At 72.3% G+C, this 25,014-nt stretch carries 23 protein-coding genes and 1 pseudogene; 11 read left to right on the forward strand and 13 right to left on the reverse strand.

The window, feature by feature from the left end; genetic code table 11:
• The first annotated feature begins 274 nt into the window (after positions 1 to 274).
• Positions 275 to 541 (forward strand): alpha/beta fold hydrolase, encoded by a 267-nt coding sequence (locus tag ACZ7L1_RS13155; protein WP_471436738.1) that lies wholly within the window; start codon positions 275 to 277, stop codon positions 539 to 541.
• Positions 542 to 616: 75 nt separating this feature from the next.
• Here ACZ7L1_RS13155 and ACZ7L1_RS13160 read toward each other — a convergent pair.
• Positions 617 to 718, reverse strand: a pseudogene (locus tag ACZ7L1_RS13160) (LysR family transcriptional regulator); the annotation flags it as partial.
• A 204-nt stretch (positions 719 to 922) separates the two neighbouring features.
• Between ACZ7L1_RS13160 and ACZ7L1_RS13165 the strand changes: the two are divergent.
• Entirely contained in the window at positions 923 to 2,239 is a 1,317-nt protein-coding gene (locus ACZ7L1_RS13165; RefSeq protein ID WP_471436740.1) for a YbfB/YjiJ family MFS transporter, read from the forward strand.
• Positions 2,240 to 2,319: 80 nt separating this feature from the next.
• Positions 2,320 to 2,925, forward strand: a complete 606-nt coding sequence (locus tag ACZ7L1_RS13170) for a GPP34 family phosphoprotein (RefSeq protein ID WP_471436742.1) — start codon at positions 2,320 to 2,322, stop codon at positions 2,923 to 2,925.
• Positions 2,926 to 2,952: 27 nt separating this feature from the next.
• Here ACZ7L1_RS13170 and ACZ7L1_RS13175 read toward each other — a convergent pair whose 3' ends face one another.
• The 5 genes from ACZ7L1_RS13175 to ACZ7L1_RS13195 form a co-directional block, all read right to left on the reverse strand.
• Entirely contained in the window at positions 2,953 to 3,648 is a 696-nt protein-coding gene (locus tag ACZ7L1_RS13175) for an SDR family oxidoreductase (RefSeq protein WP_471436744.1), read from the reverse strand.
• A gap of 84 nt (positions 3,649 to 3,732) precedes the next feature.
• On the reverse strand, positions 3,733 to 4,335 hold the full coding sequence (locus tag ACZ7L1_RS13180) for a muconolactone Delta-isomerase family protein (protein ID WP_471436746.1): 603 nt from the start codon (positions 4,333 to 4,335) through the stop codon (positions 3,733 to 3,735).
• 297 nt (positions 4,336 to 4,632) lie between these two features.
• A complete protein-coding gene (locus ACZ7L1_RS13185; RefSeq protein WP_471436747.1) occupies positions 4,633 to 6,126 on the reverse strand; it encodes an SPFH domain-containing protein in 1,494 nt (497 codons plus the stop codon).
• 134 nt (positions 6,127 to 6,260) lie between these two features.
• A complete protein-coding gene (locus ACZ7L1_RS13190) occupies positions 6,261 to 6,479 on the reverse strand; it encodes a hypothetical protein (RefSeq protein WP_471436749.1) in 219 nt (72 codons plus the stop codon).
• A 2-nt stretch (positions 6,480 to 6,481) separates the two neighbouring features.
• Complete coding sequence (locus tag ACZ7L1_RS13195) at positions 6,482 to 6,649, reverse strand: hypothetical protein (protein WP_471436751.1); 168 nt, start codon at positions 6,647 to 6,649, stop codon at positions 6,482 to 6,484.
• Positions 6,650 to 6,701: 52 nt separating this feature from the next.
• Here ACZ7L1_RS13195 and ACZ7L1_RS13200 point away from each other — a divergent pair, with 52 nt between their 5' ends.
• Together ACZ7L1_RS13200 and ACZ7L1_RS13205 are read left to right on the forward strand one after the other, a co-directional pair.
• The gene (locus ACZ7L1_RS13200) at positions 6,702 to 7,736 is read left to right on the forward strand and encodes a LacI family DNA-binding transcriptional regulator (protein ID WP_471436753.1); all 1,035 of its coding nucleotides are present in this window, start codon (positions 6,702 to 6,704) and stop codon (positions 7,734 to 7,736) included.
• 65 nt (positions 7,737 to 7,801) lie between these two features.
• On the forward strand, positions 7,802 to 9,235 hold the full coding sequence (locus ACZ7L1_RS13205) for a benzaldehyde dehydrogenase (RefSeq protein WP_471436755.1): 1,434 nt from the start codon (positions 7,802 to 7,804) through the stop codon (positions 9,233 to 9,235).
• An 18-nt stretch (positions 9,236 to 9,253) separates the two neighbouring features.
• Here the strand turns inward: ACZ7L1_RS13205 and trxA are convergent, their stop codons facing one another.
• Complete coding sequence (trxA, locus tag ACZ7L1_RS13210) at positions 9,254 to 9,691, reverse strand: thioredoxin (RefSeq protein WP_471436757.1); 438 nt, start codon at positions 9,689 to 9,691, stop codon at positions 9,254 to 9,256.
• A gap of 66 nt (positions 9,692 to 9,757) precedes the next feature.
• Here trxA and ACZ7L1_RS13215 point away from each other — a divergent pair, with 66 nt between their 5' ends.
• Complete coding sequence (locus ACZ7L1_RS13215) at positions 9,758 to 11,188, forward strand: dihydrolipoyl dehydrogenase family protein (RefSeq protein ID WP_471436758.1); 1,431 nt, start codon at positions 9,758 to 9,760, stop codon at positions 11,186 to 11,188.
• An 11-nt stretch (positions 11,189 to 11,199) separates the two neighbouring features.
• Here ACZ7L1_RS13215 and ACZ7L1_RS13220 read toward each other — a convergent pair whose 3' ends face one another.
• The 5 genes from ACZ7L1_RS13220 to ACZ7L1_RS13240 form a co-directional block, all read right to left on the reverse strand.
• Positions 11,200 to 11,847 carry a peptide deformylase gene (locus ACZ7L1_RS13220; RefSeq protein ID WP_471436760.1) on the reverse strand — a complete coding sequence of 216 codons (648 nt, stop codon included), beginning with the start codon at positions 11,845 to 11,847 and terminating at the stop codon, positions 11,200 to 11,202.
• Positions 11,848 to 12,040: 193 nt separating this feature from the next.
• Positions 12,041 to 12,484: a MarR family winged helix-turn-helix transcriptional regulator gene (locus tag ACZ7L1_RS13225; RefSeq protein ID WP_471436761.1), complete on the reverse strand. Its 444-nt coding sequence runs from the start codon at positions 12,482 to 12,484 to the stop codon at positions 12,041 to 12,043.
• The gene (locus ACZ7L1_RS13230) at positions 12,481 to 12,969 is read right to left on the reverse strand and encodes a MarR family winged helix-turn-helix transcriptional regulator (RefSeq protein ID WP_471436763.1); all 489 of its coding nucleotides are present in this window, start codon (positions 12,967 to 12,969) and stop codon (positions 12,481 to 12,483) included. Before ACZ7L1_RS13230 ends, ACZ7L1_RS13225 begins: the two co-directional genes overlap by 4 nt.
• Positions 12,970 to 13,063: 94 nt before the next feature.
• A complete protein-coding gene (locus ACZ7L1_RS13235) occupies positions 13,064 to 14,110 on the reverse strand; it encodes an alpha/beta fold hydrolase (protein WP_471436765.1) in 1,047 nt (348 codons plus the stop codon).
• Positions 14,111 to 14,355: 245 nt separating this feature from the next.
• Positions 14,356 to 15,849: an RICIN domain-containing protein gene (locus ACZ7L1_RS13240; protein ID WP_471436767.1), complete on the reverse strand. Its 1,494-nt coding sequence runs from the start codon at positions 15,847 to 15,849 to the stop codon at positions 14,356 to 14,358.
• Positions 15,850 to 16,142: 293 nt separating this feature from the next.
• On the opposite strand from ACZ7L1_RS13240, the gene ACZ7L1_RS13245 reads away from it, so the two are divergent.
• A complete protein-coding gene (locus tag ACZ7L1_RS13245; protein ID WP_471436769.1) occupies positions 16,143 to 18,074 on the forward strand; it encodes a glycoside hydrolase family 97 protein in 1,932 nt (643 codons plus the stop codon).
• Between the two features lie 22 nt (positions 18,075 to 18,096).
• Here ACZ7L1_RS13245 and ACZ7L1_RS13250 read toward each other — a convergent pair whose 3' ends face one another.
• Complete coding sequence (locus ACZ7L1_RS13250) at positions 18,097 to 18,909, reverse strand: maleylpyruvate isomerase family mycothiol-dependent enzyme (RefSeq protein WP_471436771.1); 813 nt, start codon at positions 18,907 to 18,909, stop codon at positions 18,097 to 18,099.
• Between the two features lie 172 nt (positions 18,910 to 19,081).
• Between ACZ7L1_RS13250 and ACZ7L1_RS13255 the strand changes: the two genes are divergently transcribed.
• The 4 genes from ACZ7L1_RS13255 to ACZ7L1_RS13270 all read left to right on the forward strand — a co-directional run bounded on the left by ACZ7L1_RS13255 (position 19,082) and on the right by ACZ7L1_RS13270 (position 24,946).
• Positions 19,082 to 19,783: a hypothetical protein gene (locus ACZ7L1_RS13255; protein WP_471436943.1), complete on the forward strand. Its 702-nt coding sequence runs from the start codon at positions 19,082 to 19,084 to the stop codon at positions 19,781 to 19,783.
• Positions 19,784 to 19,873: 90 nt separating this feature from the next.
• A complete protein-coding gene (locus tag ACZ7L1_RS13260) occupies positions 19,874 to 19,996 on the forward strand; it encodes a hypothetical protein (RefSeq protein ID WP_471436772.1) in 123 nt (40 codons plus the stop codon).
• Position 19,997: 1 nt separating this feature from the next.
• Positions 19,998 to 20,669 carry a hypothetical protein gene (locus tag ACZ7L1_RS13265; RefSeq protein ID WP_471436774.1) on the forward strand — a complete coding sequence of 224 codons (672 nt, stop codon included), beginning with the start codon at positions 19,998 to 20,000 and terminating at the stop codon, positions 20,667 to 20,669.
• A gap of 392 nt (positions 20,670 to 21,061) precedes the next feature.
• Positions 21,062 to 24,946 carry a Pls/PosA family non-ribosomal peptide synthetase gene (locus ACZ7L1_RS13270; RefSeq protein WP_471436776.1) on the forward strand — a complete coding sequence of 1,295 codons (3,885 nt, stop codon included), beginning with the start codon at positions 21,062 to 21,064 and terminating at the stop codon, positions 24,944 to 24,946.
• Positions 24,947 to 25,014: the final 68 nt, after the last annotated feature.

The following is a 25,014-nucleotide window of genomic DNA, read 5'->3' on the forward strand; positions in this document are numbered from 1 at the left end:
CCGTGTCGGGCAGGCGCCGTCCTGGGAACGGGCCGGTGGTGGGGTGGTGTCCCGGGAGGGGCGGCTCGGGGGCCGGGCCCCTCCCGGGAGCTCTAGTGCTGTGGCCGGAAAGGTTCACCGGCTCGCGACGCCCGGCACGGCACCTCGCCGCGTTGTCGCATCGCCCGAGTACATCCGGTACGCGGGCGACGCTCCGCCTTGCGATGCACCGCACCGGACGCCGCGAGCTTTCCGGCAAACCATTCCGGCCACAGCACTAGCCCGCAGTCGACGCGTGCACGCCCTCGATCTGCGCGGCCACGGCCGAAGCGACTGGCCGGGTGTGTACTCGCTCGATCTGATGCGAGCCGATGTGCTCGGCTTCCTGGACGCGCTGGGTCTCGGCACGGTGGAGCTGATCGGGCACTCTCTGGGCGGGGTGGTGGCCTACCTGCTCGCCCAGGACCGGCCGGGGCGGGTGAGCCGGCTCGTCCTGGAGGACGTACCGGTACCGCGCCCCCGTCCGGCCCGACCGCCCCGGCCCGGCCGGACGGCGACCTGACCTTCGACTGGGAGGTCGTGACGGCCGTCAGGCCGCAGCTCGACACCCCGGATCCCCGCCGGCTCCAGCGGCTCGGGAAGGGCCGGCGATCATCAGACGATCGGCGGCCCGGCCGAAGTTCAGCTCCTCGGCGACCGCGAGGAAGTACCGCAGCCGGCGCAGTTCCACGCTCGTCATGCTACGTCGGTGGGAGGCTGCGCCTACCAGCAGGGAGGCAGCCGGTCGTGGCGTCGCCCTGGTGAGGGCCCCAGCATGGGATCACGGAAACGCACCGGGGCGCCGAGTGGCCCCGGCGCGCCCACCCTGCTGGAGAGTGATCATGCGAGAGCCGGGCTTGAACGAACTGCGCCCCAGCCGCTCGGCAGACCCGAGGCACGCGTCATGAGCGTGCGCACCCGGCGTCCCTCGTCCGCCCGACCAGGCACACCCCTGCTCTCGCCCTGGGCCCATGTCGCGCAGGCCGCCGCAGCGCTCGCCGCCGGCATGGGGGTCGGCCGGTTCGTCTACACGCCGATCCTCCCCCTCATGCACAGCCGGGCCGGGCTGTCCGCCGCCGCGGGCGCGAACCTGGCCACCGCCAACTACGTCGGGTACCTCCTCGGTGCCCTGGCCGGCATCCTGGCCCCCGCGCTGGTCCGCTCACCCCTTGCCCTGCGCGGGTCTCTGGTCGCGCTGACCCTCACCCTGGCCGGAATGCCCACCACGCACAGCACCGCCGCGTGGCTCGTACTGCGGCTGCTCGCCGGGATCGCCAGCGCCCTGATCTTCGTCATCGCGGTGAGTTCCCTCCTCGGCCACCTCCGGGACCACCCCGCGCACCTGCCGGGCTGGGCCTTCGGCGGAGTCGGGGCGGGCATCGCCCTGTCCGGGCTCATGGTGCTCGCGCTACGCACCCTCGCCGACTGGCGGGCCGCCTGGTGGGCCGCGGCGGCACTCGCCGCCGTCCTCGCCGCGGTGTCCTGGAACCTGCGTCCCGAAGAGGCTCCGGCGCCCGGCCTCACGCGACCCGGCCGGGAACGCCGGGCAGTCGCCGATGCGGCTCAGCCCGCGGGGACGGCTCCGGCCGCGCGGCCGGGGAGGCGTCCGCACCGCTGGTTCGGCGTGCTCTTCGTCAGCTACACCCTCGAAGGCGTCGGTTACATCGTCGCGGGCACCTTCCTCGTCGCCGCGATCGAGCAGAGCTCACCGGGCTGGGCCGGCAGCGGTGCCTGGGTGCTGGTCGGACTCGCGGCCGTCCCGTCCTCGGCGCTGTGGGCCCGCCTCGGGCGGCGCTGGTCCCGCCCCGGTCTGCTGCTCGCCGCGCTCGTGATCCAGGCGGCCGGCATCGCCCTGCCCGCCCTGCTCGGGTCGGTGGTGGCGGCCCTGGCCTCCGCGGTCCTGTTCGGCGCGACCTTCATCGGCGTCAGCACCCTGGCCCTGGCCACCGGCGCCCACCTGCGGTACCCGCGCTCCGTGGCGCTGCTGACCACCGGGTACTCCGTGGGCCAGATCGTGGGCCCCCTGGCCGTCGCCCCGTTGCTCCACCACGGCTACCGCCAGGCCCTGCTCCTGGCCGCCGTCGTGGTCCTCGCCGCCGCCCTCGCCGCGGGCGTCCTGCGCATCGGCTTCCCGCAGCACCGGGCGGTCGTACGGGGCAGCGCCCCGGGAGACAGGCGCGCCGCGGCGGACCCCGCACCGGCTTCGACGGACCGTCACTGACGCAGCCGCGCTACTGTCGGGCTGTCGGGACGGCCGCTCAACGACTTACCGCCACCGAAGCCACTGACGGGGAGCCGCACATGACCACTGCACGGGACCTGCTGATCGTCGCCCTGGACGCGGCACCCGGCCGTTCCGCCGAACCGGGCGATCTCTCGCTCGCGCTCGCGGGAGCGGAGTTGCTGGACCTCCGGGACGCCCGGGCACTCATGCTGGACGGAGACCTCGTCGTGCCGGGCGATCCGCCGGTGACCGACGACCGCCTGGTGCGGGAGGCCGCGGCGTCACTCGTCCGGCAGACGCCCCATGAATCGGTCGAGGACTGGCTCTGGCGCCGGGGGCGTGATCTGTCCTCGGCGTATCTGGCCGCCTTCGAGGACGAGGGACTGCTCAAGCGGCAGCGCCGCCGCCTGCTGCCGTCCTGGACCGGTGAGGCGGTGCTGGCCGACTCCGCCGCCCGGCGGCGGGCGGCGGACCGATGGGCCGAGGACGAGCCCGTGCTCGCCGCTCTCGCGACGGCCATCGGGATCCGTGAGACACCCGCAGGAGACCTGCCGGACGAGACCGACGAGGCGGTGACGACGGTGCTCGCCGCCGTCGACGACGCGGTGACGGAACTGACGGCCGTACGACAACGACGAGCCATCGAGAAGGCGGCCTTCGACAACATCTGGAGGGGGAACTGACACGGACGCGGGCCGCCCGCCCGTCCGTTACGGGGCCCCGTCGCCGAGCGGCTGGGACAAGGCCGCCTTGACCTGCCTCGTCCGCTCGTCGGCGAGGACCTCGACCCGGTTGTCGGCCAGCGCCCGCATGGTCTGCTCGGCGACGTCCTCGGCGCGGATCTTCGGCGCGTCCGTCCAATTGGCCAGGTCCGTGTCCACGAAGCCCGCGTGCACCCCGACCACCAGGGTGCCCTGGTCCCGCAGCCCCTCGCGCAGCGCGCTGGTCAGCGACCACTGCGCCGCCTTGGAGGCCGCGTAGCCGGGCCAGCCGGGCCGGCTCGCCCAGGACGCCACCGACAGCATGTTCACCAGGGCGCCGCCCCCGTTCCGCGCCAGGACGGGCGCGAAGGCACGGGCGACGGCCCAGGTGCCGAAGAAGTTCACCTCCATCGCCTCACGGGCGCCGTCGAGGGAGCCGTCGAAGAGCTTGGTGCCCCAGCCGCCCACACCGGCGTTGTTGATCACAATGCTGACGTCACCCGCCGCGATGGCGGCCGCGGCGACCTCTTCATGCCGGGTCACATCCAGACGCAGCGGCGTCACGTCCGGGTCCTTCACGCTCTCCGGGTCGCGCGCTGCCGCGTAGACCTTGACGGCGCCGTGGTCGAGCAACGCGCGGGCGAACGCCCTGCCGATGCCGCGGTTCGCGCCCGTGACCAGGGCCACCGATCCGGCGATGTCCATAGCTCCTCCTCATGCCGTGGGACGGGACTCGTACGTCCGCCGACGCGCACCATCGCCCCGGGCCGTCCTTCCCAGGGGAGGGCGTCAACTCGCGGTCAGCGCCGGGTCGTTCGGGTGTTCGCTGAGGGGCGTCGTCTCGACCGTCATCCAGGGTGACAGCGGGAGCGCCTCCAGGACGGCCCCCAGTTCGGTCGTGTCCTCGGCACGCCACAGACCCAGTGCCCGCCCCTGGCCCGGTAGCTGCCACAGTCGTACGAGATGCCCCTGGGCGGCCAGTTCCCGCGCGCGGACCGCCTCGGCTTGCGTGGCCGAGTCGATCACCTGGGCGGGTGTGCCCTCGGCGGCCGAGCGAGTGAAGTGGACCAGGAATTCCCGCCCGCCCGCTCGTCCGGGCGCCGCCGGGGAGGGGTCGTTCGGGTGCGGTGACAGCGGTGCGGCCTCGTCCGTGCGCCACACGCGCAGCGGCATCGAGGCCAGCACCTCCTCCAGCCGGGTGTCGTCCTCGGCGGCGAACAGCCCCAGCGTGCGCCACTCGCCGGGCCGGAGCGGCGGACGCCACAGGCGGAGCAGGTGTCCCTGTGCGGCCAGCTCACGCGAGTGCGCGGCCTCACGGGCGCGGATGTCCGCGACGGCTTCCTCCGGTGTGCCCTCGGGGACGTGGGTGGTCATCGTGACGAGGTATTCCATGGCGTGACTCCCGCTGCGGCTCGCTGTGCCCCCCGCATCACCATCACGCGCGGCGCGGCGACGCGCACCCTTTCCGGGCGCGGTCCGGATCCGGTTCCACACGCCGGCATTACCGGTCAAGGTGGTGACGTAATCCTCATCGGAGTCGCCATTGAGGCCACGGCCGCCTGAGCCGGGGCCCGGCCCGTCGGGGTCACCGGGCGCCGCGTCCCAGAACGCGCTTCGGGCGTACGGGAGCCGAGTCCCGTACGCCCGAAGCCTCCGCCTCAGCGCCTCAGCGCCTCAGCGCCGAGAGGCTCATCCCTCGTCCTTCTCCACCGTCACCTTCTCCGGCCGCGGCGGCGCGAACCCGTTGACCCCGGCCGTCCCCGTGCCGGCCGCGGGCGTGCCGTTCTGGTTCATCGAGGACAGCAACTGGCGGGCGAGCCCCAGGCCGGTGCCGCCCATCGTCAGGGCCTTGGCGAACATGTCGGCCATGCCGTCCGCCCCGTTGAGCAGCACCATGTTGTCGACGTTGCCGAACGCGGACGCGCCCGCCTGGACGATCTCCGGCCACTTCTCGGCGAGTTGCTGCGCCACCACGGCCTCCTGGTTGTCCGCGAGGGCCGCGGCGCGCGCCTTGATGGCCTCCGCCTCCGCAAGGCCCTGGGCGCGGGTCGCCTCCGCCGCGGCCAGACCCTTCGCCTGAGCCGCGGCCGCCTCGGCCTCACCGGTCGCGCGGGTCGCCTCGGCCGCCGCCGCACCGCGCGTCTTGGTCGCCTCGGCCTCCGCCGCCGCGGCCGTCTTGACCCGCGTCGCCTCGGCCGCCGCCGCCAGCTCGGTCTCCTTCGCGTTGGCCTGCGCCGCCGAGATCCGCACGTCACGCTCGGCCTCGGCCAGCGTGCGCTTCTCGTAGGCCTTCGCGTCCGCGGGCTTGCGGACATCGGCCTGGAGCTGCTGCTCGCGCCGGTGCGCCTCCAGCTCCGCGACCCGGGTCTCCTGCACCACGACCTCCTGGCGGGCCGCGGCATCCGCGAGCGGACCGGCCTGCCGCGCCTTCGCGGCCGCCTTGTCCCGCTCGGCCTGGTAACCGGCCTGCAGGATCTCGCTGTCCCGCGTCGCCTCCGCCATCCGCGCGAACGACTGCTGCTCCGCCTCGGTGGCGAGACGGTTCGACTCCGCCTGCGCGATGCGCGCGTCCCGCTGCACCGCAGCCGCGTGCGGCGCCGCCAGGTTCCGGATGTACCCCGTCGGGTCCTCGATCTCGTGGATCTGCAGCGAGTCCACGATCAGACCCAGCTTCTCCATCTCCGTACCGCAGGCGGCCCGGGTCTGCCCGGTCAGCTTCTCCCGGTCACGGATCATGTCCTCGACCGTCAACCCGCCCACGATGGACCGCAGATGACCGGCGAACACGTTGTGCACCCGCTCCGCCATCAGCTTCTGCTGGTCCAGGAAGCGGCGGGCCGCGTTGGCGATCGACACGAAGTCGTCGCCCACCTTGAAGATGACCACGCCCCGCACCTTCAGCGGAATGCCCTGATGGGTCACGCAGTCCACGTGCAGTTCCGTCTCGTTGAGGTCGAGCGACAACTTGCGCACCGCCTGCACGCCCGGCAGGACCAGCGTGCCGCGCCCCGTGACGATGCGGAAGCCCATCCCTTCCTCGAGACCCTCCGTCCGATGCTTCGAACCGGAGATGATCAGTGCTTCGTTGGGCTCCGCGACACGCCACATGAGCTTGAAGATCCCAACGATGACAAACAGCGCGAGGACGACAGCCCCCGCGACGACGCCGATGACCATCGGCATACGCCCCCTTTGCCTGGTGCCGGGTCGGCACCGAACGAAGGCGAGTGTGCGCCTGCGCAAGCCCGGGGTGAAGACACTGACGGAACCTTGTTGCAATCTTGACGCCTGCGCCTCTCACCTGCGGTGGGAGCGGCTCAACTGTCGTACATGGCCTCGACGTAGACGGTTCGGGGCGGCAGATACTCCACCACCATCACCACCGCGCCCCGCTCGATGCGGCCCGTCCCGTCCGCGGGATACGCGAGGAAGTGCTCGGCCCCGCCGCGCACCCGGACCATCACCTCGCCGACCAGTCCGGGCCCGACGGTACCGGTGACACGTCCCATCAAGCCGACCATCGGCGCATCGTCCATGGTCACAGGGTACGGTCCGCACGCTCCTGCGTCGCCGGCGCGTCCAGGGCGACCGCGCACCGCGGCCACCGTCCGTCCCGGCGCCGGTCCGCCTCCAACTGGGCCGCCAGCGACACCCCGAGCAGCGGCCGCCGCACCCCGTCCCTTGTGGGAGGGGTGGTCGGTGCCACGAGCCACCCCGGGAACGCGCGGTGTGAGCGTTCTGCGAAGATGCGGTACGTCATGGTGCAGATACCGAAACAGCCCGTCCCTTCGTCGCCCGCACCACCCGCCGTGCCGACGAGTGCCGATGTGGCACGCCTGGCCGGTGTCTCGCGCGCGACCGTCTCCTACGTCCTCAACAACACCAGCGCCGTACGCATCAGCGAACCAACCCGCCGCCGTGTCCACGAGGCCGCCAAGGAGCTGGGGTACGTCCCGCACGCAGCCGCCCGCTCCCTGCGCGCCGGACACAGCCGCATGGTGCTCATGCCCTCCCCGAACGTGCCGGCGGGCCCGCTGTACAGCCGGTTCCTGAGCGAACTGCAGTGGGCGCTCAGCCGGCTCGACTACACGGTCGTGCAGTACGGCGGCATCGGCCTCGACCGCGACGAGGCGGCCCGTGCCTGGGCGGAACTGCGACCCGTCGCGGTCATCGTGCCCGGCGGCGGCCTCGGCCCGGAGGGCGTCCACGTCCTCAAGCGCTCCGGGGCCCGCGCCGTCGTCACCCTCGGCTCCGAACGCGTCGAGGGCGCGCACGCGCTGCTCCTGGACCAGGACGGGGTGGGGCACAGCGCCGGGGTCCATCTGCTGGCCCGCGGTCGCCGCCGCGTCGGTGTGGTCATGCCCGAGGAGCCCGGTCTGGAGTTCTTCTCCAGGCCCCGGCTCGAAGGTGTGCGGCGCGCCCTGGAGGGCACCGACGCGACCGTCACCGAGCTGCCGCTCGCCTACGAGGAGGACTCCGCCGCCCGGCTGGCCGGGCGCTGGCGCTCCCTGGGCCTGGACTCCGTCTTCGCGTACAACGACGAGTACGCGATGCTCCTGATGCGTGCTCTTCAGGACGAGGGCGTGGACATCCCGGAGGAGACGGCCGTGGTCGGCGCCGACGACCTGATGCTCGGACGGCTGCTGCGCCCGCGGCTGAGCACCGTCCACATCGAACTGCCGTCCGGACGCGACCTCGCCGAGCTGGTCGACCGCGCGGTGCGCGATCCTGGAGGTGTGCCCGAGGTGCACGAGGTGTTCGGGGCACGGATCGTGCACCGCGAATCGAGCTGAGCACGCGGGTCGGGGACCTCCACGCGCGCCGTGCGCCCCGCCCGGTGCCGGATCGGAGAGCCGTCATGCTGCTCGACACGCGGACCTGGCAGCCCCGGCCGCTGACGGGCGCCGAGTACACCGTCACCGAGCCCGCCACCGGTGATGCGCTCGGCGTCGTCACGCTCGCCTCCGAACAGGACGTCGAGACCGCCGCCCGGGCCGCCGTCACCGCCCAGGGCGCCTGGGCGAGGGCCCCCTACAGCGTGCGCGCCGCCGTGCTCCGCCGGGCCGGCGACCTGTTCGCCGCGCACACCGGCGAACTGCGCGACTGGCTCGTCCGCGAGTCCGGCTCCGTCGCGGACAAGGCCGGCTTCGAGCTGCACGTCGCGGCGCAGGAGTGCTACGAGGCGGCGGCCCTCGCCTCCCACCCGGCGGGGCAGGTCCTGCCCTCGGAGGCGCCCCGGCTGTCGTACACGCGCCGTGTCCCCGTCGGTGTGGTGGGCGTGATCGCCCCGTTCAACGCGCCGCTGATCCTCGCGGTCCGCTCCGTCGCACCGGCGCTCGCCCTCGGCAACGCCGTCGCGCTCAAACCCGACCCGCGCACCGCCGTCTGCGGCGGTCTCGCCGTGGCCGCCGTGTTCGCCGAGGCGGGACTGCCCGGGGACCTGCTGCACGTCCTGCCCGGCGGATCCGACGTGGGCCAGGAACTGGTCGCCGACCCGCGCGTCCCGGTGATCTCCTTCACCGGGTCGACCGTCGCCGGTCGCGCGATCGCCGAGGCCGGCGGACACCACCTGAAACGGGTCCACCTGGAGCTCGGCGGCAACTCCGCGCTGATCGTCCTCGAGGACGCCGATCTCGACACCGTCGTCTCCACCGCGGCCTGGGGTTCCTTCTTCCACCAGGGCCAGATCTGCATGACGACCGGTCGCCACCTCGTCCACGCGTCCCTGTACGAGGAGTACGTCGAGCGGCTCGCCGCCAAGGCCGACACGCTCACCGTGGGTGACCCGTTCCGCGAGAAGGTGCACCTCGGCCCCGTCATCGACGCGAGCCAACTCGCCCGGGTCCACGGGCTGGTGGCGGCCAGCACCGCCCGCGGCGCGAAGCTCGTGGCGGGCGGCACGCACCGCGGCCTGTTCTACCGGCCGACGGTGCTGGCCGGAGCCGACGACACGACACCGGCCTACACGGAGGAGGTCTTCGGGCCGGTCGCACCCGTACGCCCCTTCACGACAGCGGAAGAGGCCGTCGCCCTCGCCTCCGCGGGGCCGTACGGCCTCTCCCTGGGCATCGTCACGCGGGACGCCGCGCGCGGCCTCGACCTGGCCGAGCGGATCCCGACGGGCATGGCCCACATCAACGACCAGACCGTGGGCGACGAGGCGGTCGCGCCCTTCGGCGGTCTCGCCGCCTCCGGCACCGGCGCGCGCTTCGGCGGTGAGGCCAATCTCGACGCCTTCACCCACCTGCGCTGGACCACGGTGCGCGGGGAGGTGGCGACGTACCCCTTCTGACCAGCCTGCGGGCAGCCTTCACTCGCCGTTCTGCTCGGCGGTGGCCTGCTGCTCGGCCACCGCCTTGCGGACCTCGTCCATGTCCAGCCTGCGGGCCTGCCCGATCACGTCGTCCAGGGCGGCCTGCGGCAGGGCGCCCGGCTGCGCGAACACGGCGACCCGGTCACGGACGATCATCAGCGTCGGGATCGACTGGATGCCGAACGCCGCCGCGAGTTCGGGCTGCGCCTCGGTGTCCACCTTGCCGAACACCAGGTCGGGGTTCTCGTCGGCGGCCTTCTCGTACACCGGCGCGAACTGACGGCACGGCCCGCACCAGGACGCCCAGAAGTCGATCAGGACGAAGTCGTTGTCCTGGACCGTCTGGTCGAAGTTCTCCTTGGTGAGCTCCACGGTGTTGCTCATGGCGTATCCCTCTTCCTGATGTCGGGCCGAGCCGCTGTCGTCAACTGTCACACTTGGTCACGTATTCCGCGCCCTACCCGTGTGGTCACCGGGCACACCACCCACCAGACTGTCCCCATGACGGAAACGGAATCCATCGCGTACGACGTCGTGGTGCTCGGAGCCGGGCCCGTGGGGGAGAACGTCGCCGACCGCACCCGTGCGGCCGGCCTGTCCACCGCGGTCGTGGAGAGCGAGCTGGTCGGCGGCGAGTGCTCCTACTGGGCGTGCGTCCCCAGCAAGGCACTGCTGCGCCCGGTGATCGCCCGCGCCGACGCCCGCCGCATCCCCGGCCTCGCCCGGCTCGCGCAGGGCCCCCTCGATGCCGCCGCGGTCCTCGCGCACCGGAACTACGAGGTCGGGGACTGGAAGGACGACGGGCAGGTCTCCTGGCTGGACGGCATCGGGGCCGACCTGTACCGGGGCCACGGACGGCTGGACGGGCCGCGCAGGGTCACGGTGACCGGCCCGGACGGCGAGCGGCACGTGCTGACCGCCCGGCACGCGGTGGCTGTGTGCACCGGCAGCGACGCCCAGCTGCCCGACCTGCCCGGGATCGCCGAGGTGAACCCCTGGACCAGCCGTGAGGCGACCAGCGCCCAGTCCGTCCCCGGCCGGCTGATCGTCGTGGGCGGCGGTGTGGTGGCCTCCGAGATGGCCACCGCCTGGCAGGCCCTCGGCTCCCAGGTCACCGTCCTGGTGCGCGGCAAGGGCCTGCTGCCGCGCATGGAGCCGTTCGTCGGGGAGCTGGTCGCGGAGGCGCTCACCGAGGCGGGCGCGGACGTGCGCACCGGCACCTCGGTGGAGTCGGTACGGCGCGAGGGCGACACCGTCGTGGTCGTCACGGACGCCGGCGACCGCCTCGAGGCCGACGAGATCCTCTTCGCCACCGGCCGGACCCCGCGAACCGGCGACATCGGCCTCGACACGGTCGGCCTGGAGCCCGGCTCCTGGCTGCCGGTCGACGACACCCTGCGGGTGTCGGGCAGCGAGTGGCTGTACGCGGTCGGCGACGTCAACCACCGCGCCCTGCTCACCCACCAGGGCAAGTACCAGGCGCGCATCGCGGGCGCGGCGATCGCGGCCCGCGCGGCGCACGTCCCGCTGCTGGAGACGGACCGCTGGGGCGCCCACTCCGCGACCGCCGACCACGCGGCCGTTCCGCAGGTGGTCTTCACCGACCCGGAAGCGACGGCCGTGGGCCTGTCACTGGCCGAGGCGGAGCAGGCGGGCCGCCGGGTGCGCGCCGTGGACGTCGAGTTGTCCTCGGTGGCGGGCGCGAACCTGTTCGCCGACGGCTACCGCGGCCGCGCCCGCATGGTCGTCGACCTGGACAGCGAGACCCTGCTGGGCGTCACGTTCGTCGGCCCCGGCGTCGGCGAACTCATCCACTCCGCGAGCATCGCCGTCGCCGGCGAGGTGCCCATCGACCGTCTGTGGCACGCGGTGCCCTCGTTCCCGACGATCAGCGAGGTGTGGCTGCGGCTGCTGGAGGCCTACCGAGGCTGACACCGCAGGCCTCAGTCGGGCAGCGTGAATCCCAGTTCTCGCGCTGCTTGTTCCGGCGTCGGCCGACCCCACCGCGCCGCCACCGCCTCGTTCGACGACAGCGAGCGCAACTCCGCCCGGTCGAGGTAGAGCGTGCCGTCCAGATGGTCCGTCTCGTGCTGGACGATGCGCGCCGGCCAGCCCGTGAACTCCTCGTCCACGGCGGCCCCGTGCTCGTCCAGCGCCCGCATCCGCACCCGGGCGTGCCGGGCGACCACGGCCTGCCAGCCGGGCACGCTCAGACAGCCCTCGAAGAACGCGGCGCGCCGGGTGCCGACCGCCTCGTACGACGGGTTGACCAGCACCCGGAACGGCTGCGGCACCCGCCCGCGCGCCACCCGGACCTCCTCGGGGACAGGCGCCGGGTCCTCGATGACCGCGATCCGCAACGGCACCCCGACCTGCGGCGCGGCGAGACCCACGCCCGGCGCCGCGTGCATCGTCTCCCGCAGGGCCTCGACGAAGCGGGCCAGCAGGGCGGGGCCCAACTGCCCGTCGAACGGCTCGGCGCCGGAGCGCAGCACCGGATGACCGGCGGCGACGATCGGCAACGGGCCACCGGCGGCGAGCAGTTCCTCGACCTGCTCGGCGAAGGGCCTGGGATCACGTGGAGATGCCATCGCGCCAGCATGCCACGCCCCCGTCGGCGGCCCCGTGTGGCGCACACCACGTACTCCTGCCGGAACTCGGCCCTGCCCCGCTCCGACCTCTGGACCGCCACCGCTGAGAAACGAGCCCTCGGAGAGGCCCTCACGGGCCGCGCAACCGGCGCGGTTGGTTGAACATTTTCCACGAGCTTCGGAGGGGGCGTGTCTATGCGGCCGTGAGTTCGGCCGTCGCGCGCTCGAGCACCAGCGACAGTACGCGTCCGGCCGCCTCCAGGTCCTCCCGCGGGATGTCCGCGTAGAGCCGCGAGGCGATCTCCTGGCCCGCGGCCTGGATGCCGTCGAACCGCTCCCGGCCGCGGTCCGTGAACGAGACCCGGCCGTCCGTGGACACCTGGACAAGCTCCTCGGCGATGAGCTCGTCGACGGCCGTGCGGACGGTCTGCTCATCGGTGACCTTGAGTGCGTCGGCCACCAGGGCCGTGAGCGAGCCTCGCTCGACGTCCCCGCCGTTGTCCGCGAGCGTCCGCAGCGCGGCCGACTGGGTGAAGCCGGTGCCGGTGCGGGCGAGTGCGCGCTCCAGCAGGGCGCGGCTCGCGTAGTGGGTGAGGCCTACCAGCCGGCCGTTGACGAGGGGTCCGGGCTGCGTCATGACTGCTCCTTGTCGAGGTTCGTGGCGGCGGACGGGTCGAGCGGTGCGTCGAGCAGGCTCCGCAACTCGTCCATGAAGTCCTTCGTGCGGGCGCTGTGGGGTCCGCCGAGTGGCTGGAGAAACTGTTCGTGGAGCCGCTGGACGACCTGGATCGCCTGCCGTGCCACCTCCTGCCCGCGGGTGGTGAGCGAGAGCTGCACGGCCCGCGGGTCCGCCGGATCGCGGGTCCGGTCCACGAGGCCGGCCGTCTCCAGGGTGCGAGCGAGTTTCGAGACGTAGAGCGCCTCGAGCCCCGTGTGGTCCGCGAGCTGCCGCTGGCTGGGGCGCCGACCGGTGCGGTGCATGCCCGACAGCGTCGCCACCAGCGAATACTGGGCGTGGGTCAGGCCGAGCGGTGCGACCGCGCGGTCGACGGCCACGCGCCATTTCGTCGACAGTCGCCAGACGAGGAAACCGGGCGTCGCGCCCTCGGATGCCGTACTCATGGGCCATACTGTACATGGCTACTGTAGCCATGGCTACTGTTGTTCCTGTTCCGTGTCCGACGGGCGAGGGAATCGGCGACTGCCGTTCGCCTGGCTACGCGGAGCGTTCGGCGAGCGCTTCCACGGCCGCCGCGACCTGGTGAGGGCTGGAGATCATGATCAGGTGCCGGGCTCCGGGGATGAGCGTGGGCGGGGGTGCGCCGATGCGTCGGGCCGTCTGCTGCGGCGTCTGTGGGCTGAACACGTCGTCCTGCGCGCCGAACACGACCGACTTGGGGAGGGGAACGGCGGCGAGCCGCGCGACCTGGTCGGCGGGCAGGCCGGGCACGCCTTCGCCGAGCATGCTCCACAGAGCGTCCTCGGCACCCGGAACCCGGAGCGGCCGGCGCCACTGATCCAGTCCGGCGGCGTCCAGACGGGGGCAGGCAGGTCCGCACTGGGCGTCGTAGACGGAGCGGACCAGCCGGTCGGCGTTGAGTCCGAGCCGCAGCAGGCTGGTGCGATAGGGGTCGAACAGCAGGTACTTGAGGGCCGGTGGGGGACCGGCGCCGGTGTCCAGGGCGTCCCCGTCCAGCAGCATCACAGCCCCGACCCGTCCCGGGGCGCGCAGAGCGGCCTGGGCGACCACGGCGGCTCCGCTGGAGTGCCCCACCAAGAGGGGGCGCTTGCCCGGTCCAGCGAGGTGCATGGCGTCGAGGAAGCCCAGCAGTTGCCGGGTGAAGTGGTCGACGGTGTAGGGGCCGCGGCGTTCGCTGTAGCCGTCTCCGGTCAGGTCCAGGGCGTACACGCGGTGATGGCGGGCGAGCAGCGGCGCGAGCCGTGACCAGGTGTCCACCTGCTCGAAGGCGCCGTGGACGAGGACGACCGGCGAGCCCGTGCTGCCCCATGTCCGGTAGCGGGTCCGGACGTCGGCCGCCTGGACGTATCGGAGCCCTCCGGGAGGCACGGCACGTCGTGCGGTCACCGCGTTGTAGACGAATGAGGCCGATGTCAGGACAACCAGCAGGACGGCGCAGCTCAGCGCCAGGCGCCGGAACCACCGCCCCAGCCGTCGACGGCGCCGAGGCGGCCCGCCGTCGCCCGTGCCTTCGCGCTGCGGCGGCGCGGGGTCGAGCCGCTCGGCCCGGCGGTCGGTACGCACGTCAGTCTCCTGTCCGCCTGGCGGAAATGCGCGACGGCGGTCGCTGCCGCGGAGGTGCGGACGTTCGACACGTCCACACCTCCGTCCTGGGTGACAGGATCGCGTCCCGCATGACCGGGATCATCCCCCCAGGGGTGGCGATGCGCGTACTGCGGGGGGAGCAGGGAGACCTGTGCGGTGCCTTGCGCAGGGCCGTATCGGCGCGAGCAAGGCGTACTCGGGCGAGCGCGACGGGGCGCAGCCGGTCAGGAAAGACTCCACTGCTGGCTCGTCGCACCCGTGCCCGTCTCCTGCTCCACCGCCGTTCCCTGGGTGGTCGAGGCGCCCGCCACGCCGATGTTCAGGTCGCTGCCCACGCCGGCGAGCATGTAGGTGCTGCCGGTGTAGCTGCCGACCAGGTCGAGGAACCATTGCTGGTTGCTCCCGCCGTTGCAGGTCCACTGCTGCAACTGCAACCCGGTGGTGGCCGACCGGCTCCCCACGTCCAGGCACAGACCGCTCTTCACGCTCTTGAGGGTGTAGACGTTGTCCGCCACCCGCGTGAGAGTCCACTGCTGGTTGGCGCCGCCGTTGGACGGCCACTGGATGATCTGGGCGCCGTTCGCCGTGGAGCCGCTCGACACGTCCATCAGCAGGGAGCTGTTGGCGTTCTTCAGGGTATGGACGCCCTCTGCCGGGATCCCGCTGCCGGGCGACCAGGTGCCGGCGGCGGTGTCCAGGGACCAGGTGGGGTACTGGCCGAGGTTGACCGTCGTCCCGCGGATGGTGAGCGGGAGCCAGATCAGTTTCGAGGCCCCCAGGTTGGAGGGGTCCCAGCGGTCGCCGGCATAGATGTAGGTGGTGCCGGAGGTGCCCTGGACGGTGATGACGTTCGCCGTCTGGCTGCCGTAGGTGCGGGTGCCGGGAGCGGCGAAGTTCCGGAACGCCGACCAGGGTCCTGCCAATGACGTGGCGGTGGCGTAGATGTTGTCGTTCAGGTTCCAGCCCGTCAGGTGGGAACCGAACACGTAGTAGGTGCCGCCCACCTTCACCATGGCGGGCGCCTCGACGCTGCCGCTGCTGCCGCCGCTGCCCAGCACCGCCACCGCGCTGTCCACGGACAGGTAGTCGGCGGACAGCTTGTCGATGCGCAGGCCGTTGTTCCGGTCCTCGCTCAGCAGGTACGCGGTGCCGTCGGTGTCCTGGAACAGCCCCAGGTCACGGCTGAGGTTGCCCAGGGGCCGGAAGCTCCCCCGGTAGGTGTAGGGCCCGCACGGTGTGCTGCTGGTGGCCACCCCGACCTTGGCCTCGGAGTAGTTCGTGCTGTCGATGTGCATGTACATCACGTACGTGCTGGTCGAGGCGTTGTAGATGACCTTGGGCCGCTCCACGATGCGGCTCGGGCCCAGGTCGCCGCCGCTCTGCCTGCTCAGGGCCTGGCCCTGATACGTCCAGTTGGCGAGGTCGGTCGAGGTGTAGCAGGTGATGTCCTGGAACGACGTGTCCGCCGACGTCTCGCCGGTCTTGTCCTCGCCGAAGCCGTACCAGGTGCTGCCCACCTTGATGATGCCGAGGCCGTGCAGCTGAAGCGCGTTCCCGTTCTGGTCGGTGCGTGCGGCACCGGTGGTGAACGACACGGTGGCCGCGTGCGCCTCGGCCGCCGGAAGCAGCAGTGCCGCCACGGCTCCGAGAAGGGTCAGAAAGGCGGCGGCTCTGCGCCGCAACCGGTCGGCGGGTCGACGGGGTGCTCCCTTGGACATGCTTCGCCCCTCTCTTCAGGTGCCAGGCGGGGCCCATGAGAGTCGGGTGCATCAGGCGGCGTCAACAGGCGCGTTCGATTTTGTTGATTCTTGACTGAGAGAGTAAGGGGTGAGGGAGGCTCGGAAGAGGCGAATGTGTCCCGACTGTCCGAGATTTCGGTCAATCGGGAGGTGTGTGCGAAGGGTTGACCTTTCGGTGGGCCAGGCATTAGAAACCTAGTCCATCGTCGGAATCTGTTGCTTGCTGATCGGCTTTGTTCGGTAGTTCGTTTCCCTGTGACGAGGAGCTCCCCATGAACGTTGCCGGACGTCAGGAACCCTCCCGCCGCGGGATCCTCAAGGGCGCCGCCGTCACCGCCGCGGCGGCCGCGCTGGGTGCCGGCGCCGTGTACCCGGCGGAGGCCGCCGACGCCTCGGTCACCGCGACCTCGCTCGACGGCACGACCACCCTCACGATGTCGCTGATCGGCGGTGCGCTCCGGTGGTCTGCCAAGCGCAACGGCACGGCGGTGATCGACACCTCCGCCATGGGCCTGCGGCTGAGTGACGGCACCACCCTCGGCACCGACGCCGTCCTGACGAGCTACCAGCACTGGCACGTCGACACCACCTGGAACCCGGTGTACGGACGCAACGCGACCGTCGCCGACACCTACCAGGAAATGCGCTGGAACCTGCGCGACACCCGCACCTCCGTCAACTTCGGCGTGCAGATCCGAGCCTATGCGTCGGGCGTCGCGTTTCGCTATGTCCTGCTCGACTCGGGCACCGCCACCATCGCCGACGAACAGACGACGTTCGTCTTCCCCGACGGCACGCTCGTCTACAGCGCACGGGACGAGGACCCCTACAACCCGGTCGCGCCCGGTTCCATCCCCTCCACCGGCACCTCCAGCACCGACACCGGTCCGCTGACCGACCTGCCGCTGACCGCCACCCTCTCCAGCGGCCTGATCGCCTGCATCTGCGAGTCCTCCCGGCTCAACTATCCGAGACTGATGCTGAGTTCGGTCGCCGGGCAGGCCAACACCCTGAAGACCTACCTGACGGAGCACACCGCCCGCGGCTCCGGCACGGTGCAGACCACCTCCACGGTCACCACCCCGTTCACCACCCCCTGGCGAGCGGTGGTGATCGGCTCGACCCACGCGGAACTGGTCGACAACGCCGAGCTGGTGCTCAACCTGTCCCCGGCCAACGCCCTCGCCGACACCTCGTGGATCAAGCCGGGCAAGGTCTTCCGCTGCAACCTGACCACGGCAGACGGCACGGCGGGGGTCGACTTCGCCGTCGCCCGAAATCTGCAGTACATCGAGTACGACTCCGGCTGGTACGGCCCCGAGCGCAGCACTACCGACGCCACCAAGTCGATCTCCGCCATCGACCTGCCCACGGTGATCTCCTACGCCACCGGCAAGGGCATCGGCGTCATCCTCTACGTGAACCCCCTCGCCCTGTCCGACGCGGATTCACTCTTCGCCCTCTACCAGAGCTGGGGCGTCTTGGGCGTCAAACTGGGCTTCATCAACGACGGCACCCAGGCGATGACGAACCAGATCACCACCTGGGCCAAGACGGCGGCCAGGCACAAGCTGCTGATCGACACGCACGACGACGTACGGCCGTTCGGCTACGAGCGGACGTACCCCAACTGGATCAGCATGGAGGGTGTGCGGGGCAACGAGCACTTCCCGACCGCCACCCACAACGTCACCCTGCCTTTCGCGCGCAACGTCGGCGGGCCGATGGACTACACCATCTGCTACGGGCAGTCCCGCGACCAGACCACCAACGCCCACCAGATGGCGATGGCGGCCGTCTACTACCAGCCGCTGAACTTCCTGTACTGGTACGACGCCCCGTCCAAGTACGCCAACACCGCCAACTGGCCGGGCCTGCCGTGGTTCGACGCCATTCCCGTCACCTGGGACCAGAGCAGGACGCTGACCGGCTCCATCGGCCAGTACGTCGCGGTCGCCCGCCGCAGCGGCGCCACCTGGTTCCTCGGGGCGATGACCAACGAGACCGCCCGCACCCTGTCGCTCCCGCTGTCCTTCCTCGGCAGCGGCACCTACACGGCGACGATCTACGCCGACGGCACCCCGGGAAGCAGCCCGTACCAGACACCGGTCGTCGTCAGTACGCGGACCGTCACCTCGGCGACCACACTGAGCGTGTCGATGGCCCCCGCGGGCGGCCAGGCCGTCGTGTTGAACCCGAGTTGAGCGGCCCCGGACCGTCGGCGCCTCAGAAGGCCGTATGGGCGAACCAGCGGTCGAGTACCGCGGCCTCTCCCGAGACGTCGAAGGCGTCCTCCTGGTACGACCGTCGCCCGTAGAGCAGCAGCAGGAGGTCCGCCGCCTGCCCCCGCACCGCCGCCCGCGCCTCGGACGGCGCGGACTCGGCCGCTGCGCGGGGCAGCAGGCGGAAACCGCCGGGCTCCAGTCGCACCCGCCACTCCTCGCGGGTTTTGCCGGCAAGGTCCGCGCATTGGAAGGCGATGACCTCGCCGTCGCCGTGCAGCTTGGTCACGGCCGGCGCGAAGAGACCCGCATAGGGCAGGTTGACGAGGAACTCGTCCACACAGTCCGCCGCCAGTACCGCGTCGATCGCCGACTCGAGGCCGACGGCGCGCTCCGCGTCCACCCGGTGCACCAGCGTTTCACACAGCATCCGGCGGGCCCAGAACCGCGCATGCCGGTCCTCACCCCAGGCCCACATCCCCGCCTGAGGATCCGTGGCCCGCAGCACCTCGGCCACTGCGGGCACGCCCGCCGCCACCCAGTCGGCGTACTCCTCCGCCTGGTCCGGCAGCCCGAGCTCCACGTCGCGGCTGCGCGGAGGCTCCTGCACCAGCCGGGTCAGCAGTGCGCAGAACCAGCGCTGCAGCGACCCGACATGCCGGGTGAGTTCGGCCAGCGTCCAGTCGGGGCAGGAGGGCACGGTGGTCCCGGGCTCCGCACCTCTCACCACCTCGGCGAAGCGGAGCGTCTCCCGCTCGATCGCCTGCCGGTAGGTGTCGTAGGGCAGAGGGTGCCCTGCCGGGCTCGTCGTCCCCATGTGCTGCCGCCCCTTCGCTTCCCCAGTCGGATTGCCGGGATCAGTGTGAAGGCTGGAGTCCACTCGAAGGCAAATCCGCGCGGTGTCCGGGCGAGCGACTGACGGGTCCGGATGAGGGTACCGGTCAGGCCGTCAGGTATCGGCAACCGGACGTTCAGTCGGTCTGCGCGGACTGACCCGGGAGCGGGTGCTGGCCACCGGCGCGCGCCTGCTCGACCTCGGCTTCTTCCGCGTGGGAAGCGAGCGCTACGCGGACATGAACAACACCTACGGCGTGACCACGCTGCTGCGCCGGCACGCCAGGGCCTCACGGGGACGCATCGTCTTCAGCTACCCGGCCAAACACGGCAAGGAGCTGATACAGGCGGTGGGGGACGACGCCATACTCCGTGCGCTCACCTCCCTGCGGCGGCGGCGCGGGGGAGGCGACCGGCTGCTGGCCTACTGGGAGCCGCCCAGCTGGCACGAGGTCTCGGGCGACGACCTCAACACCTATCTGAAGGAAGTCAGCGGCGTGGCCGTCACCGCGAAGGACTTCCGTACCTGGCACGCCACCGTCCTGGCCTCCGTCGCCCTGGGGGTCTCCCGGCCCGCGGCCCGCAGCGAGGCCGGGCGACGCCGGGCGATCGCCCGTGCCGTCAGGGAGGTCGCCGACTACCTGGGCAACACGCCGGCAGTCTGCCGCGCCTCCTACATCAACCCCCGCGTGATCGAACTCTTCGAGGAGGGCACCACCATCGCCCCCTGTCTGGACCGGCTCGGTGACGAGGGCGCGTTCGGTGTGCCGGCGACACAAGGGGCGATCGAGAAGGCCGTCATTCACCTGATCAGGACGAGTCGCCCTCCCGTCGGCAGTGGGGCGGACCTGATCTAGTGCTGTGGCCCGGGCCGCCGACCGCTGCAGGCGTTTTGCCAGGTGGTGCACGGGTACTGCGGGCGGGGGTGCCGAACGGGAGGAGTCCGGATGAATCCGCTGTGCGTGGCCCGGGCCCGGGCATGCCGTACGGGCGCGGCCACGGCGGTGACGCTGCCGGCCATCGACCTGGTGCACGTGCCACGGGGCCGGACCCGCAACAAGGAACGGTGACGTGCCGGGCACGCCTGCGCCCCACGTCGGCCGGGGACGCGACGGGCGCGTACGGCTGCGGTTCGAAGGGTGGATCGCGGGGATCGGCACGTCGTCGGGTACGCGGGTGGTGGTGGGGCACTGGGTCCGGTCGCCGTTCGGTCCGTTCAGCGACGTGATGCTCGAGCGGAAGGGCGGACACCGCGTCCTTCTCGCCCCGTCCGCGCAGACGGCGCGCTTCGTCGCCGACACCTACGTCTTCGACGAGGTTCGGGTCGTACCGGTCGGGGTGGAGGCCGGCCGTGGGGAGTGCACGGTCGCGGCCCCACCGCTCGACCTCCGCTTCGTCACCGGCCGGAGAGGCCCCATGGGCCTGCTGCTCAAAGCCGTGCCCGGTCCGCTCGCCGCCCGTCCGGCCTGGGCCGTACTGACGGCCCCGGCGGCCAGGGCGCTGCTGGGGGCGCGGACCCACGGCAGCGCGGGCGCCGGCCGGTACGAGTGGTACGGGGCGAAGGACCTGCGTCCTGTCATCGAGGCCCGCGCCGTCTACGAAGGCGCAGATCTCGGCTCCCTGGTGCCGGTCGAACCCGCCGTGCGGTTCGGGTTCGGCTCGACGCCCCGCAGACCGTGCGTGGTGAGCGTCACGACCACGGTGGCCGTCCCTGAGAACCGGCAGGCGGCTCCCGTACGGTGACCTGGCCGGGAGCCGCCCCACCGGGTCAAGGTGTCGGTGGCGTCTGCGCCCGTCCCGCGCTCGGCGGGCGACACGGCGCCACGTCAAGTCCCTTCGCGCGTAACGGATGAGTGAGGACCGCGAGTGCCGCGAGGTCGCGGTCCTGGCGGCCCTCAGCCCGGTCGCGGACAGATGTGGGGGATATCTCGTCACGATGACGCATCCCCATGTCAGCGTGCCGGAATGACTGGTTCCGAGCGCCTCCGGACGGCCCGCTGCACAGCGGAACGTCCTGGTCTCAGCAGCGACGTACTAAAGTTGACCGCTTGTTTGGAGCTGGACCGGAAGATCCCCAGGCATCCCTGCGGCCCACCAGCGCCCGGAACACTCCGGGAACGACATGTGAGGACCCGATGGCAGCCCTCCGGCAAGGCCCCGCAGTCGTCCTGTCCGACGACGAGATGCGCGCCGAGTTCGGCGACCTCGCGCGCTTCACCGCCGCACCCGCCGCCGCGCCGCGGACGCTCGTGGACATCCTCGACGCCTCCGTGCGGGCGTACCCCGACGAGCCGGCCCTCGACGACGGCCGTCGTTGCCTGACCTACCGCTCCCTCGCCGTCGAGGTCGACAACTTCCGCCGGCGCCTCGCGGACGCGGGGGTCGGTCTCGGCGACCGGGTCGGCGTGCGCGTCCCGTCCGGCACCAACGACCTGTATGTGGCGATCCTGGCCGTGCTCGCCGCGGGTGCCGCCTACGTTCCCGTGGACGCGGAGGACCCGGACGAGCGGGCCGAGTTGGTGTTCGGTGAGGCGCAGGTGCGCGCGGTCGTGGGCGCCGGCCACCGGATCACCGTCAGCGGCACGTCCGACGTCCCCGCCGCCCGCCCCGGCGTCGAGCACGACGCCTGGATCATCTTCACCTCGGGCTCGACCGGGAAACCCAAGGGCGTCGCCGTCAGTCACCGCAGTGCCGCCGCGTTCGTGGACGCCGAGGCCGACCTCTTCCTGACGAAGGAACCGATCGGGCCCGGCGACCGGGTCATGGCGGGCCTCTCCGTGGCTTTCGACGCCTCCTGCGAGGAGATGTGGCTGGCCTGGCGCTACGGGGCCTGCCTGGTGCCCGTACCGCGCGCGCAGGTGCGCAGCGGCGCGGACCTCGGCCCCTGGCTGGTCGAGCAGGAGATCACCGTCGTCTCCACGGTGCCGACGCTGGCCGCGCTCTGGGAGCCGGAGGCCCTGAACGACGTGCGCCTGCTGATCTTCGGCGGCGAGGCCTGCCCGCCCGAGCTGGCACAGCGGCTGGTCACCGAGGGACGCGAGGTCTGGAACACCTACGGGCCGACCGAGGCGACCGTGGTGGCCTGTGCCTCGTTGCTCACCGGCGAGGAGCCGATCCGGATCGGGCTGCCCCTGAACGGTTGGGAACTGGCCGTCGTGGACGACGCCGGGCAGCCGGTGGTGATGGGGGAGAGCGGCCAGTTGGTGATCGGCGGCGTCGGCCTCGCCCGGTACCTCGACGCCGAGAAGGACGCCGAGAAGTACGCGCCTGTCGTCTCCCTCGGCTGGGAACGTGCCTACCGCAGCGGGGACCTCGTCCGGGCCGAGCCGGAGGGCCTGATCTTCCTCGGGCGCGCCGACGAGCAGATCAAGCTCGGCGGGCGGCGGATCGAACTCGGCGAGGTGGACGCGGCCTTGCAGGCCCTGCCCGGGGTGGCCGGCGCCGCCGCGGCCGTACGGACCGCGCGCAGCGGCAACCAGCTCCTCGTCGGCTACGTCGTCACCCAGGAGGGCTGGGACCACACGGCCGCCGTCGAAAGGCTGCGTGCCGAACTGCCCGCCGCGCTCGTCCCGTTGCTCGCACCCGTCGACGACCTGCCGACCCGCACCTCCGGCAAGGTCGACCGGGGCGCGCTGCCCTGGCCGCTTGAGGGCGTGGAAGGCCCCGCCGCCCAGCTGTACGGCACGGAGGCCTGGCTCGCCGAGCAGTGGACCGAGGTCCTCGGCATCCCGGTGACCGGCGCATCCGACGACTTCTTCGCGATCGGCGGGGGCAGCCTGGCCGCCGCCCAGCTCACCACCCGGCTGCGCACCCGCTATCCCAGCGCGGCCGTCCTCGACATCTACCAGCAGCCCAGGCTGCGCGAACTGGCCCGCCACCTGGAGGAGTCGGCACAGGACGACGGGGCGCGGCGCGTGATCGCTCCTGTGCCCGCGCGGGCCGGGGCACTCCAGCTCCTCCTGCTGATCCCCCTGTTCACCGTGCTGGGGCTGCGCTGGACCGTGGCGCTGGCCGCACTCGGCAACGTCCTGCACTGGTTCGGCCCGTATCCGTGGGCGCCGACGACCTCCTGGTGGGCCGTGGCGGCCGGGGCGCTGCTGTTCTTCAGCCCGCCGGGGCGGCTCGCGATCGCCGCGGGCGGCGCCCGGCTGCTGCTGCGGGGTGTCGAGCCCGGCCGGTACGCCCGCGGCGGCGGAGTGCACCTGCGGCTGTGGGCCGCCGAACGGCTCGCCGAGTTCAGTGGGGCCACCTCGCTGACGGGCTCGTGGCTGGAGCGGTACGCCCGGGCCCTGGGCGCCAAGGTCGGTGCGGACGTGGACCTGCACTCGCTGCCACCGGTGACCGGCATGCTCAAGCTGGGCCGGGGCGCCGCCGTCGAGTCCGAGGTGGATCTGGCGGGCCACTGGCTGGACGGCGACCTGCTGGAGATCGGCCCGGTCAAGGTGGGGGCGCACGCCGTGGTCGGCACGCGCAGCATGCTCTTCCCGGGCGCGCGCGTCGGCAAGCGCGCCGAGGTCGCGCCCGGATCGGCCGTCGTCGGGCAGATCCCGACCGGTCAGCGCTGGGCGGGCGCGCCCGCCGTCAAGCTCGGCAGGGCCAAGCACAACTGGCCCAAGGAGCGTCCGCACCGCGGTACGGGGTGGCGGGCGGTGTACGGCGTCACCGGCTTCGCGCTGACGGCCCTGCCGGTGCCGGCGGGGCTGGCCGCGCTCCTGGTGGCGCACCTCTTCGTCGACCCGGCCGCCGGTCTCGGCGCGGCCCTGCGGGGCGCCGCCGTGGCACTGGTGCCCGCGACGCTCGCCTTCGGTCTGACGTACGCGCTGTCGCTTCTGGTCGCCGTACGGCTGACGAGTCTCGGGCTGCGCGAGGGCACACATCCGACGCACAGCCGGACCGGCTGGCAGGCCTGGACGGTCACCCAGCTGATGGACCGCTCGCGCGAGATGCTCTTCCCGCTGTACGCAGGACTGGTCACTCCGGTGTGGCTGCGGCTGCTCGGGATGCGGATCGGGCGGGGCGCCGAGGTGTCGACCGTCCTGGCGCTGCCGAGTCTGACCACGGTCGGCGACGGGGCGTTCCTCGCGGACGACACGCTGACCGCGCCGTACGAGTTGGGCGGCGGCTGGGTGAGGATCGGGCGCGCGGAGATCGGGCGGCGGGCGTTCCTCGGGAACTCCGGGATGACCGCACCGGGCCGCAGCGTGCCGGACGGCGGGCTGGTCGGTGTGCTGTCGGCGACGCCGAAGAAGGCCAAGAAGGGCAGCTCCTACCTGGGCCTGCCGCCGGTGAAACTGCCGCGCGCGGTGTCCGACGGGGACCGGAGCCGCACCTACGAACCGCCGGCCCGGCTGCTGTGGGCGCGCGGGCTGGTGGAGTTGTGCAGGATCGTGCCCGTGTTCTGCTCGGCGGGGCTCGCCGTGCTGACGGCCGCGGCGCTCAGCGCGCTGGGCGGCTGGGCCTGGCTGCTGTGCGGGGCGGTGCTGCTGTGCGCCGGGCTGGTGGCCGGTGCCGTGTCCGTCGTGGCGAAGTGGCTGCTCGTGGGCCGCCACCGGGCCGGGGAGCACCCGCTGTGGAGCTCGTTCGTCTGGCGCAACGAACTGGCGGACACCTTCGTCGAGGTCGTGGCCGTGCCGTGGCTCGCCGGTTCGGTGCCGGGTACGCCGTTGACGACCCTGTGGCTGCGCGGGCTCGGCGCCCGGATCGGCAGGGGAGTGTGGCTGGAGAGCTACTGGCTGCCCGAGACGGACCTGGTGACGCTGGGGGACGGGGCCACGGTCAACCGAGGCTGCGTCCTGCAGACCCACCTCTTCCACGACCGGATCTTGCGGACGGATACTGTGGTTCTCCGTGAGGGCGCCACGCTGGGTCCTGGCGGAATCGTCCTGCCCGGCAGCACGGTCGGGGCCCGTACCACGCTGGGTCCCGCCTCCCTGGTGATGGCGGCGGAGTCCGTGCCCGACGACACCCGCTGGCTGGGCAACCCGATCGAGGCATGGCGTCCCCGGAAGCGAGCGACGTGAACCGTATCGGGCCCAAGGACGGGGCACCGGCACGACGTACGAGCACAGCGCAGGGAGCAGACGCACCA

This window comes from Streptomyces sp. NPDC107546, assembly GCF_055639175.1.